This is a genomic window from Bordetella muralis, assembly GCF_965139205.1.
Lineage (GTDB): Bacteria > Pseudomonadota > Gammaproteobacteria > Burkholderiales > Burkholderiaceae_B > Bordetella_A > Bordetella_A muralis.
In genome coordinates, this window is sequence record NZ_CBCSIU010000046.1 from 1 (window position 1) to 11520 (window position 11520).

The 11520-nt window shown below is 60.6% G+C and carries 11 protein-coding genes and 1 pseudogene; 5 read left to right on the top strand and 7 right to left on the bottom strand.

Annotation, left to right across the window (positions count from 1 at the left end):
• Window positions 1-86: 86 nt before the first annotated feature.
• The 7 genes and pseudogenes from ACNA0I_RS26435 to argC all read right to left on the bottom strand — a co-directional run bounded on the left by ACNA0I_RS26435 (window position 87) and on the right by argC (window position 5938).
• Window positions 87-551 carry a disulfide bond formation protein B gene (locus tag ACNA0I_RS26435; RefSeq protein WP_415809000.1) on the bottom strand — a complete coding sequence of 155 codons (465 nt, stop codon included), beginning with the start codon at window positions 549-551 and terminating at the stop codon, window positions 87-89.
• Between the two features lie 88 nt (window positions 552-639).
• Window positions 640-2163 (bottom strand): amidophosphoribosyltransferase, encoded by a 1524-nt coding sequence (gene purF / locus ACNA0I_RS26440; RefSeq protein ID WP_415809001.1) that lies wholly within the window; start codon window positions 2161-2163, stop codon window positions 640-642.
• Between the two features lie 23 nt (window positions 2164-2186).
• The gene (locus ACNA0I_RS26445; protein ID WP_415809002.1) at window positions 2187-2675 is read right to left on the bottom strand and encodes a CvpA family protein; all 489 of its coding nucleotides are present in this window, start codon (window positions 2673-2675) and stop codon (window positions 2187-2189) included.
• On the bottom strand, window positions 2672-3378 hold a 707-nt coding region (locus ACNA0I_RS26450), incomplete at its 5' end, for an SPOR domain-containing protein (RefSeq protein ID WP_415809003.1). The genes ACNA0I_RS26445 and ACNA0I_RS26450, both read right to left, overlap by 4 nt.
• Before the next feature lies 1 nt (window position 3379).
• A pseudogene (locus ACNA0I_RS26455) lies at window positions 3380-3502 on the bottom strand (SPOR domain-containing protein); the annotation flags it as partial.
• A 53-nt stretch (window positions 3503-3555) separates the two neighbouring features.
• Window positions 3556-4863, bottom strand: coding sequence for a bifunctional tetrahydrofolate synthase/dihydrofolate synthase (gene folC, locus ACNA0I_RS26460; RefSeq protein WP_415809004.1), 1308 nt, complete (start codon window positions 4861-4863; stop codon window positions 3556-3558).
• Window positions 4864-4975: 112 nt separating this feature from the next.
• The gene (gene argC, locus ACNA0I_RS26465; RefSeq protein ID WP_415809005.1) at window positions 4976-5938 is read right to left on the bottom strand and encodes an N-acetyl-gamma-glutamyl-phosphate reductase; all 963 of its coding nucleotides are present in this window, start codon (window positions 5936-5938) and stop codon (window positions 4976-4978) included.
• Between the two features lie 110 nt (window positions 5939-6048).
• Between argC and ACNA0I_RS26470 the strand changes: the two genes are divergently transcribed.
• The 5 genes from ACNA0I_RS26470 to ACNA0I_RS26490 all read left to right on the top strand — a co-directional run bounded on the left by ACNA0I_RS26470 (window position 6049) and on the right by ACNA0I_RS26490 (window position 11108).
• Complete coding sequence (locus ACNA0I_RS26470) at window positions 6049-6933, top strand: LysR family transcriptional regulator (protein WP_415809006.1); 885 nt, start codon at window positions 6049-6051, stop codon at window positions 6931-6933.
• Window positions 6934-7061: 128 nt separating this feature from the next.
• The gene (locus ACNA0I_RS26475) at window positions 7062-7481 is read left to right on the top strand and encodes a cupin domain-containing protein (protein ID WP_415809007.1); all 420 of its coding nucleotides are present in this window, start codon (window positions 7062-7064) and stop codon (window positions 7479-7481) included.
• Window positions 7482-7560: 79 nt separating this feature from the next.
• Window positions 7561-8532, top strand: coding sequence for a Bug family tripartite tricarboxylate transporter substrate binding protein (locus ACNA0I_RS26480; RefSeq protein WP_415809008.1), 972 nt, complete (start codon window positions 7561-7563; stop codon window positions 8530-8532).
• A gap of 174 nt (window positions 8533-8706) precedes the next feature.
• Window positions 8707-9942, top strand: coding sequence for a CaiB/BaiF CoA transferase family protein (locus tag ACNA0I_RS26485; protein WP_415809009.1), 1236 nt, complete (start codon window positions 8707-8709; stop codon window positions 9940-9942).
• The gene (locus tag ACNA0I_RS26490) at window positions 9942-11108 is read left to right on the top strand and encodes an acyl-CoA dehydrogenase family protein (protein WP_415809010.1); all 1167 of its coding nucleotides are present in this window, start codon (window positions 9942-9944) and stop codon (window positions 11106-11108) included. The genes ACNA0I_RS26485 and ACNA0I_RS26490 overlap by 1 nt, the downstream gene beginning before the upstream one ends.
• The last annotated feature ends 412 nt before the right edge of the window (window positions 11109-11520 follow it).

Genomic DNA, 11520 nt, shown 5'->3' on the forward strand with positions numbered 1-11520 from the left:
GCCGACCGGCCACGTGAAGCGCCAACACGGTCACTGCCCCGCCTCGACGTCCAATAGCACTCGATCCCCCGTCCTGCCCGATCCCTTTACCGCCGCAACATCGCCCACAAACTCGCCAACAACAACACCACAAACAAACTCAAGCTCCAGAGCGCATACTCCACCCCGAGCACTTCCACCATCGCATCCATGCAGCTGGCATAAATCCCGAACAGCCACGGCACCGCCCCATCCAACCCCGACGCACTCATGAACTGATCCGCGAACGTCTGATCGCAGGAAAACATATGCGCCGCCACATCATATTGATACCAAGCCGCAGCAATCCCGCCCGCGCTCAATATGGCCGCCAACCCCGCGCACAACCGGGCCAGCAGCCCCACATTGGCACCGATCAAGGCAATCACGCCGATAGTCAGATAGATCAAGCGCTGTAACACACACCATGCGCAAGGCGGCATGTCATACACATGCTGCGACACCAGGGCAACGCCCAACGCACCAAAGCAGAAAATGGCGATCAGCCATAACAGGCGACGAGAAGATTGCATGTAATTGGACCGAGGTAAAAAAACATGATGCCGGGCCATACCACTGCCCGGCATCGTTACAGAAAGGAAAGGCCGATCATGCGCCGTATCAGGCGTCGTTCGACGAGAATCCCATGTTGAACTGCAGCCCGCCGGTAGACTCATCGCCGTCTGAGTCGCCACGCGATTGGCCCAGACGCTCGAGGTATTCCGCCGTGATATCGCCGGTCACGTACTGACCGTCAAAGCAGGACGACTCAAAACGGGTCAGAGCCGGATTGATGTCCGTGACCGCGCGCTGCATATCGCTGAGATCCTGATAGATCAATCCGTCAGCGCCGATCGTACGCGCGATTTCCTCGTCAGAACGGCCCGTGGCGATCAGCTCGCTTTGCGTAGGCATATCGATGCCATACACGTTCGGGAAACGTACTGGAGGCGCAGCGGAAGCGAAGTAGACCTTGTTCGCGCCAGCGGCACGCGCCATATCGACGATTTCGCGGCTGGTCGTGCCACGCACGATGGAATCATCGACCAGCAGTACGTTCTTGCCCTTGAACTCACTGCCGATCGCATTGAGTTTCTGGCGCACGGATTTACGGCGCACCGCCTGGCCTGGCATGATGAACGTACGGCCCACGTAGCGGTTCTTGATCAGGCCTTCGCGATAGTCCAGCCCCAGACGTGCAGCCAACTGCATCGCCGCAGGACGCGACGAATCCGGAATCGGCATCACCACATCGATGTCGCCCAGACGCATATTGCGCGCCACCTTGTCGGCCAGATATTCACCCATGCGCAGACGGGCGTCATACACCGACACGCCATTGATCATCGAATCGGGACGTGCGAAATACACGTACTCGAAGATACAAGGAACGAGTTGCGGGTTGTCGGCACATTGGCGGCTAACCATGCGGCCATCCAGATCGACAAAAATCGCCTCGCCCGGCTCGACGTCGCGCACAAACGCAAAACCGCTGCCCTCGAGCGCGACGGATTCCGAAGCGACCATCCATTCCGCGCCCTCCTCGGTTTCCTGGCGGCCGATACACAGCGGGCGTATGCCATGCGGATCTCGGAATGCCAGCATGCCATAGCCGGAAATCTGGGCCACGACAGCATAAGCGCCACGCACCCGTTTGTGCACGGCCGATACCGCACGGAACAGCGTGTCGTCGTTGAGCGACACGCCCGTGGCGGCCGACTGCAGCTCATGCGCCAGCACGTTGAGCAGCACCTCGGAGTCGGAATTCGTATTGATATGGCGGCGGTCATCGCGATACAGCGACTCACGCAGCTCGCGCCAGTTGGTCAGATTGCCGTTATGGGCAAAAGTGATGCCGAACGGGGCGTTCACGTAGAACGGCTGGGCTTCTTCTTCGCTGGCGCTGGAGCCCGCCGTGGGGTAGCGCACATGACCGATACCGCTGGTACCGGGCAGCGACCGCATGTTGCGGGTGCGGAAGACATCCCGCACCAGGCCGTGGGCCTTGAACATGTTGAAGTGGCTGCCTTGGGACGACGTCGCAATACCTGCCGCGTCCTGGCCACGATGCTGCAGCAGCAGCAAACCGTCATAGAGCAGCTGGTTGACCGGCCCGCGCCCAATGACCCCGATGATTCCACACATGGTGATTTCCCGTTAAACGAAACTTAGTAGGGCAGCCACGTCGCCAACGACGGGGGCAACCACAACTTGATATGCCTGACGGCCTCGGTGGCCGAATGCGAAAACATGGCGTTCTGCCACCAGGGCTCTTGCGGCAACGGCGTATAGCCGCCCAACGCCACCAATACCAACACAAACAATAAACCTCGTGCCAGCCCGAACACCGCCCCCAGGCCGTGATCTGCCGGCGACAGGCCGGTCGTACGGATCAGGGCAGCCAATGTCATATTGAGCAGCCCTACCCCTAGCAACACCAAAATAAACACCGCCGCATACGCAATACCCATACGCAGCATGGGGGTCTCTATATAGGGTTCAATCCAGCCATATACAGAGGGGCCCCACCAGATCGCTGCCACGAAGGCCAACAGAAACGCCATCAAGGACAGGATTTCTTTCAGCAGGCCGCGTACCAACCCCAGCAGACCGGAGGCTGCCAGGATGGCCAACACGACGAAATCGAAACCGGTCACTGGCTGGCGATGAAGCCGTTGTCATAACCCAGCGTGCGCAGGCGTGCCTGAGCAGCCTGGGCTGCCTCGCGCGACGGGAACGGCCCCACGCGCAGGCGGTACGACTGTTTACCTCCAACGGAAGCTTGTTCGACAAAAGCGTTGGTAACACCGGCCTGATGCAGTTTGGTACGTCGCGACTGGGCATCCGCCTGGGCGCCATAGGACGCGATCTGCAAGACGAAATTGCCTTTGGCGGCGGGTTTGGGCGCGGCCGGCTTGGGTGCGGCTGGCGCGGGCGTATCCGACGGGGAACGGCCCTCCAGCAGCGCCAACGCCCGGGCGCCATCGTCGTCGCGCGGCTTGGGCGGCGTGACTGGCGGTTTGGTCGCCGGCGGCTTGGGCGGAGTCACTGCGGCAGGCGGCGTCTCGGGCCGCTGAGCGGTGGCAGGCGGCGGCGTCTCGGGTTGCGTAGACACGTCAGGCGGCGTAGGAACAGCAGGCGGCTCTACGGGAGGCGTCGCAGGCGGTGTGACCGCGGTGCCCTCTGGCGTGGTACCCGTGGCAGCATTGCCCGCATCGGCCACGGCCGGCGGCGAAACCTGCGGTTGGTAAGGGGTATTGCGATCCGGCAAGCGGATAGGAATATCGTCCGCCACCGGTACGGGCTCGGAGTCCAATACCATCGGCAGCACGATAACAGCTGCGAGCACCAGCGCGACGGNGCCGGCTAACCGCCGGCGCGCACGCCCACGGAGTTCTGCCGCCTGGGCTTCGCTCGATACCGACGGACGCGGTCTAGAGGGCGATGCCTGAGAGGCGGAGTCTTTGCGAGTGAAAAATCCCATGGGCAGGAATTCCTTGCGACCTGACCGGAGCCTGCGCCCCGACTGCCGAAACCTTAAATTTTGCGACCCAGTGCCTGCAAAACCGCGGCAACGGTGAGAAACGAGCCAAACACCACGATTCTATCACCCTCGCCTGCCCGCTCGCGGGCCGCGGCGAACGCTGCGGCGGGGTCAGCGTACGTTTGCACGGTAGGCCCGTCGGAACCGGCCGGAGCCGTCTCGATTGCAGACGAAACGTGCCTGGCCAAGTCGTCCCCGCTGCCTCCGCGCGGCCCTGGCAGCCCTGCACAGTACCAGTGATCGACACGGCCCAGCATTTTGGCCAGCACGCCGTCGACATCCTTGTCGTTGAGCATGCCCACGACTGCGTGGGTGTAGGGATGAAACCCCATGTTATCCAGATTTTGAGCCAGCACCGCTGCGGCGTGCGGGTTATGGGCCACATCCAGAATGATGGTGGGCTGGCCTGGCAAAATCTGGAACCGGCCGGGTACCGATGCCTGCAACAGACCGATACGGACGGCTTGCTGCGGTACAGGCAGGCGGTCACGTACCGATTCCAGCGCGGCGAGCGCGGCCGACGCATTCAGCAACTGGTTTGCGCCCCGCAATGCCGGATAGGCCAGGGCATTGCGGCGCTGGCTTCGGCCGCCATAGGCCCATTGCTGGCGATCTCCGGAATAGTTGAAGTCTTTACCGAACAGCCACAGATCGGTGCCGATCTCTGCCGCGTAGTCCAGCAACGACTGCGGCGGCTGCGGATCACTGCATATGGCCGGCCTGCCGCTGCGATAAATATGGGCCTTTTCCCAGCCGATTTTTTCGCGGGTGTCGCCCAGCCACTCGGTATGGTCCAGATCGACGCTGGTGATGATGGAGCAATCGGCGTCAATGATATTGACGGCATCCAGACGCCCCCCGAGGCCGACTTCCAGCACAATGGCATCGAGATTCGACTGTGCGAACAAGCGCAGGATCGCCAGCGTCGTGAACTCGAAATATGTCAGCGTAATCTCGCCGCGTGCCGCTTCGACTGCGGCAAACTGCTCAGTCAACGCGGTGTCGCTGGCAATCTCGCCGTTGATCCGGGCACGCTCATTGAAATCGATCAGGTGCGGCGAGGTGTACAAGCCCACCCGATAGCCGGCGGCCAGCAAGATAGCCTCGAGCATGGCACAGGTCGAACCCTTGCCATTGGTGCCGCCGACCACGAATTTGACGCCGTTCAACTGCAGCGCCAGGCGGTCCGCCACCTGCTTGACCCGGTCCAGCCCCAGATCGATAGCCTTGCTGTGAATGGACTCAAGGTACTGCAGCCACTGAGGCAACGGCGCGGCGGCGTCTAAACGGGGGGCAGACATGAAAATATTCGAAAAAGGCGAAGACGCGGCAGTGTAACAGCCGCGTCGATATACAGGGGCATAGGCCCTGTTGGCGTTGATGGATTCGGCGACCAACCGGCCCCGGCGAAAACTACGCCGCTTGCAGCATCAAATCCAGGTTCTGCACCGCTGCGCCCGAAGCGCCCTTACCCAGATTATCGAATACTGCTGTCAAGAGAATCTGGCCATGCTCGGGATTGGAGAAAACAGCGAGCTCCATATTGTTGCTGTCATTCAAACGCTGGGGGTCCAAGGCCTGCAACGCGGAAGACTCGGCCTGCGGCAACACACGCACGTATTGCGCGCCCGCGTAATGGCCGGCAAGGCAGGCCTGCACTATCCCGGCGTCCACCCCTGCCGGCAACAGGCGTTGTTGTAACGCAATGGTGAGCACGATCCCCTGGCGATAAGCCCCGTAAGCCGGGACAAAAACCGGCGGCAATGCCAGACCGGCATAACGTTGAATTTCCGGGACGTGTTTATGTTGCAGCGGCAAGCCATAGATCTGGAACGCGGGCAGGCTGCTGGACTGTTGGCTGGCGCTCCGTTGCTCACTGTGCGGATCGATGCCCTCGTACCGCTCAACAGCTGCGCGCCCACCGCCGGAATACCCCGATACGGCCTGAATGGCCAGCGGATAGTCAGACGGCAGCAAGCCCGCCGTCACCAAGGGCGATAGCAGCCCGACAGCGCCCGTGGGATAACAACCCGGATTCGTGACGCGCTTGGACTGCGCAATCAGACGCGATTGATCGGCACTCAACTCCGGAAATCCATACGTCCAGCCATCCTGGACACGATGAGCCGAACTGGCGTCGATGATGCGCACGTGGGGATTTTTGACCAGCGCCACCGCCTCGCGCGCTGCCGCGTCAGGCAGGCACAAAATGGCGATGTCGCAGGCGTTCAACGCCTCGGCGCGACGCTGCGGGTCCTTGCGATAAGCCGCCGGCAAAGTATCAATGACAATATCGTCGCGCCCCTGCAAGCGTGCATGGATCTGCAGGCCGGTTGTGCCTTGGTCGCCGTCAATAAAAACATGAGGAGTCGTCATCGCGATGATTCCGGTAAATGGTCGATGGCGTTATCGTGACTCGACTCGTAGAATTAGAAAAGTTGAATTTAATAATCTTCCTATTCAGAAATTCTGATCTATGAGGCGCCATGCGAGAAATCAACCTGGATCAACTGCGCACGCTCGTCACCATTGCGGACCAGGGCTCGTTCGCCAAGGCCGCGGCACTGCTGCACTTGGCGCCGCCTACCGTCAGTCTGCACATCAGCGAACTGGAACAGCGCGTGGGCGCGCAATTACTGTCTCGAACCAAAGGCCATGTACGCCCCACAGCCATCGGCGAAAGCCTGATCGATCATGCACGAAAGCTGTTGGCCGACGTGACACATGCCCTGGATGACGTGTCGCGTCAGGCCCAGGGACTGGCGGGCCGTGTCCGACTGGGTGCATCGACCGGCGTCATCGCTCATTTGCTGCCACGCGCCCTGGCGGCTTTGGCGCAATCGCATCCGGCGATTGATGTACAAATCGCAGTCCTGACCTCTCAACAAACCCTTGTCCAGTTGACCGACGGATCGCTCGATATTGGCATCGTCGCCCTACCTCAGGCCAAGGTTGCCGGCCTGACAATCCAGCCCTGGCGACGCGATCCGGTCGTGGCATTCCTGCCTGCGGCCTGGCGCGCGCCTGCTCATATCACCCCCCGCTGGATGGCCGAACGGCCGCTCATCCTGAACGACCCGGGCACGCATTTATCCAGATTGACCACACAATGGTTTGCCGACGTCGGCCTGCGGCCTGCTCCCCGCATCGCGTTGAACTACAACGATGCCATCAAGAGCCTCGTCGGTGCAGGGTATGGTGGGACATTGCTGCCTCACGAGGCGGGCGCGCCAGCGCCAGATGAACGCATTCTCATGCGGCCGTTGCGACCGGCATTGTGGCGGCAACTAGGGATTGCCTATCGCGAAAAGGTGAGCGAGCCTGCTACGCGGCATATGTTGGCGGCTTTATGGGATTTGCAGCAGCAGTGAAATCGGGCTGTTTGGTTAGCTGGTAGCCAGGGGCTGTTGGGCTAGCGAGTCTTTCCGGGAAAACCCCCTTGCTCGTGATTTCACATCTGTGAAATAATTTTCACACTCATAAAATTCATTTCCCTATCATGCCCCACACTCCCAGCTGGCTAGTCCGCGAATCCCAAGTCCCCGGCTACCACCCCGCCAACCACACTGGCACCCTCAACCGCCGCCTGATCGGCCCAGAAAACGTCGGAGCAAAGCACGTAGAAGTCCTGTTAGGCGTAATAGAAAAGGGCCAAGGCGCCCTGCCCCATGCCCACCCCGGCATCGAGCAAGTCTGTTATTTGCTCGAGGGCACCGCCCGCGCCCAAGTCGGTGACGAATCCGCCGACATGGTCGCCGGTGACTGTTGCTATTTCCCGCCCGATATCCCTCATGTTTTCACCGTCACCAGCGACACCCCCGTGCGCTTGCTGGTCATCTACTCGCCGCCCTACGAAGAATCTCCAGATCGCGTAATACGCGGTTTTGCTGCCCCCACGACAGGAAACACATCCAAGTAATGCCACCCGGCCCAGCGGCCACCGCAGGCAGAACCGCCATCACAGAGCCGCCGCCATCCACCAACCGGAGAGAGACCCCATGTTGTTACGCATCCTACGCGCCGCGGCGCTATGCAGCACCGCGCTTGCGTCCGTATTCACGTCCCCCGCCCAAGCCGCCTACCCCGAAAAACCGATCACGCTGATCGTGCCCTTTCCCGCAGGATCCGGCACCGACGCGGTAGGCCGTATCTTTGCCGCCGAACTGGGGCAGATACTGGGACAACAAGTGATCGTAGAAAACAAACCCGGCGCCAACGCCACCATCGCCGCACAGTACGTCGCACGTGCCAAGCCCGACGGCTACACCTTGTTCGTCACCACCAATACCTCGCACTCGGCCGCCCCGTTCTTGATGAAGAACGTCCCCTACGACCCGGTCAAGGATTTCACGCCGATTGCACGCGGGGGCAACTTGCCCTTTCTGCTGGTGACCAATCCCAAACAGCCCTACACCACCGTGAAGGAACTCGTCGATTACGCCCGCAAAAATCCGGGCAAAGTCACCTATGCCAGCGGCAACAGCACAGGCATCGTGGCGGGGGGCACCCTGGCGCACCGTGCCGGCATCGACATTCTGCACGTGCCTTACAAAGGGACGCCCCAGGCGCTGACCGATCTTGTCGGTGGCCAAGTCAACATCATGTTTACGGATCTGGCTTCGGGCCTGCCTTTTGTGCAATCCGGCCAACTGCGCGCCCTGGCTGTGTCCACGGCAGAGCGCAGCACTATCGTGCCAGACCTGCCCTCCATGCGTGAGGCCGGTGTGAACGATTTTGATTTGAACTCATGGAACGGCTATTTCGGCCCGGCAGGATTGCCGCCGGAGATCGTGACCAAACTCAATGCCGCTATCAACCAGATCGTCAACAAACCCGACGTGCGCAAACGTCTGGCAGATCTCGGCTTCGACGCGTTTAGCGGCACACCGGAGAGTTTTGCCGCCTTTGTCAGCGAACAACGCGACCTCTGGGGAAAACTGATTAAAGACGCAGGAATCCAGGCGCAATGATCGCGCTGTTTTTTCAGAGATGTGCTGATTGCGCCTCGCCCTCTGCACCCGCATTGTTGTGCGTTAACGAAGTGTGCAGCGCCAGCAAACCACAGAGATTCGAACACTATGCAGCATCATGACGCACCTGTCCGCAACGGGCCGACATCTGACATTGACACAGGTTCGCCTCCTGTGACCACCGGTCCGTTGTCCGGCGTACGCATTTTGGATTTGAGCTCAGTCGTGATGGGTCCGTATGCCACGCAGGTGTTGGGCGATCTGGGCGCAGACGTGATCAAAGTCGAATCTCCCGCTGGCGACAACATGCGGGCCGTCGGTCCCATGCGCAATGCTGGCATGGGACATCTGTACCTGCATTTGAATCGCAATAAGCGGTCCATCGTGCTGGACCTGAAAACCGAAGCGGGCCGCGAAGCGTGTCTAAAGCTGGCGGAGAGCTGCGATGCGCTGCTCTACAACATCCGGCCCCAAGCCATGGCAAGGCTAGGCCTATCGTACGAGGCCGTGTCCGCACGCAATCCTCGCCTGGTCTACATTGGCGCCTATGGTTTCAGCGAGGCCGGCCCCTATGCCGGTCGCCCTGCTTACGATGATTTGATCCAGGGACAAACAGGCATTGCGGATCTGTTTCGTCAGCAGAGTGGCGATGTCCCGCGCTATGCGCCATTGACGCTGGCAGATCGCGCCGTCGGCCTGCATGTGGCCATCGCGCTCGTGTCCGCCGTCCTGCATGCTCGTGCACAGGGCCAAGGCCAATCGGTTGAAATCCCCATGTTCGAAGGTATGGCCCACATGGTGCTGGGCGACCACCTCGGCGGCGCAACGTTCGAGCCGCCGCTGGGCTCTACCGGCTATGCCCGGCTGCTGGCCGCGCACCGGCGTCCCTATGCGACCGCAGATGGTTATCTATGCCTGCTGATTTACAACGACAAACATTGGCGAAATTTCTTTGCGCTGATCGGCCGGCCCGAGCTGGAACAAGATCCACGTTTCAGCAGCCACACTGCCCGCGCTCGTCACATTGATGAGGCGTATGCCTTTGTGGCCGACATCATGCGTACACGCAGCAGCGCTGAATGGCTCGCTGACTTGACGCAAGCAGACATTCCTGCCGCGCACCTCTATTCGGTTGATGACCTGATCCACGACGCACATCTGCAGAGCACCGGTTTCGTTCATGAGATGGATCACCCCACCGAGGGCCGATTGCGTACGACCGCGCCGCTGGGACGCTACGAACGCACCCCGACTACCATTCGCCGGCCCGCGCCGCGATTGGGGGAACACAGCCAGGAGATACTGCGCGAAGCCGGTTGCACCGATGCGGAAATCGACGCACTCATTGCCGCTCGGGCGACACAGGAGATCACCGCTCATGATGCTGCACCTCAGAAAGGAATTTCGTAATGGACTTTGAATTTTCATCCGATCAACTGGCGTTGCGCGATGCGATCGAACGCGTCTGTGAGCGTTATCCCAATGAATACTGGCTCGAACGCGATCGTGATGGCGGTTTTCCTCATGACTTTCATGCGGATCTGGCACGCGATGGCTGGTTAGGGATTGCCATGCCGCAAGCGTATGGAGGCGCGGGATTAGGCATGACAGAAGCCGCGCTGATGATGCAAACCATCGCTGCCTCCGGCGCGGGTTTCGCTGGCGCGTCGGCCGTGCACATGAATATCTTTGGTTTGAATCCCGTGGTCGTATTTGGCTCCGACGAGCAACGCCAGCGTTGGCTTGACCCGCTGATCGCCGGCCGCGAAAAGGCCTGCTTCGCCGTCACCGAGCCCGATGCAGGTCTGGATACCACCAAACTTTCCACACGTGCGGAACGCCATGGTGATGAGTACATCGTCCATGGCCGCAAAATCTGGATCTCGACCGCACAAGTCGCTCACAAAATGTTGCTGCTGGCGCGCACAACCCCGCTGGTCGACGTCGCCAAGCCCACCCAGGGCCTCTCACTGTTCTACACCGACCTGGATCGCAGCAAAATCGAAGTCCGAGAAATCGACAAAATGGGCCGCAAAGCCGTCGACTCCAACATGCTGTTCATCGACGGCCTGCGCATCCCTGTTGCCGACCGCATCGGTGAAGAAGGCCGAGGCTTTGAATACATCCTGCACGGCCTGAACCCCGAACGCATCCTCATCGCCGCCGAAGCCGTCGGCATAGGCCGCGCCGCCCTCGATCGCGCCGTGCAGTACGCAGGTGAACGCACAGTATTCGGACGTCCCATCGGCCAGAACCAGGGCATTCAACACCCCTTGGCCCAGGCATGGATGCAACTGGAAGCGGCCAATTTAATGGTCTTCAAAGCCGCCAGCATGTACGACGCGGGCTTGGCCTGCGGCCCCTATGCGAATACGGCCAAGTATCTCGCCGCAGAGGCGGGACATAACGCTTGCCAGACAGCCGTCCTCACCTTAGGGGGTATGGGCTACGCCAAGGAATATCACGTTGAACGTTTATTGCGAGAGAGCTATATCCCGCGCATTGCCCCCGTCAGTCCGCAATTGATCATGTGCTTCATTGCAGAGAAGGTGCTGGGTTTGCCGAAGTCGTATTGAATCGGCGCGGGGGCTGGTGCTGGGAATCAGGGAGTGCTTACAGGCGCCATGCGGCGCGCAGGTATGCAACAGACGAGTCTCCAAAGAGACCTCTACGCATCATCATCGCCAGCCTTAATCGCAACCAAGCAGATCTTCCAACAGGCACCACGCCACCCCTCCCGCATGCCCGGCCCGATCGCTTGAGGTGGACGCGCAGGGCGTCCCCCGAAAGCAGCACCGCAAGACCTTTCTCTCTTCCCAGGCGCTGCAAAAAAAACGCCAAGCACAAAAGTCGTGCCAGCGATGCAGAGAATTCTAATTGCTGCCAGTCGAGCCGAGGCAATCGGCCCGGCCGGGCGCCTCAAAGTCGAGCGAGCAGCCACCGTAGGGAGCGCGAAGGCGCGGACGAGGTGAGCGAACCGGTGTCCGG

Bases quoted from the DNA above. Each gene is read 5' to 3' on its own strand.
- ACNA0I_RS26435 (WP_415809000.1), bottom strand. From the start codon at position 551: ATGCAATCTTCTCGTCGCCTGTTATGGCTGATCGCCATTTTCTGCTTT.
- purF (WP_415809001.1), bottom strand. From the start codon at position 2,163: ATGTGTGGAATCATCGGGGTCATTGGGCGCGGGCCGGTCAACCAGCTG.
- folC (WP_415809004.1), bottom strand. From the start codon at position 4,863: ATGTCTGCCCCCCGTTTAGACGCCGCCGCGCCGTTGCCTCAGTGGCTG.
- argC (WP_415809005.1), bottom strand. From the start codon at position 5,938: ATGACGACTCCTCATGTTTTTATTGACGGCGACCAAGGCACAACCGGC.
- ACNA0I_RS26470 (WP_415809006.1), top strand. From the start codon at position 6,049: ATGCGAGAAATCAACCTGGATCAACTGCGCACGCTCGTCACCATTGCG.
- ACNA0I_RS26475 (WP_415809007.1), top strand. From the start codon at position 7,062: ATGCCCCACACTCCCAGCTGGCTAGTCCGCGAATCCCAAGTCCCCGGC.
- ACNA0I_RS26480 (WP_415809008.1), top strand. From the start codon at position 7,561: ATGTTGTTACGCATCCTACGCGCCGCGGCGCTATGCAGCACCGCGCTT.
- ACNA0I_RS26490 (WP_415809010.1), top strand. From the start codon at position 9,942: ATGGACTTTGAATTTTCATCCGATCAACTGGCGTTGCGCGATGCGATC.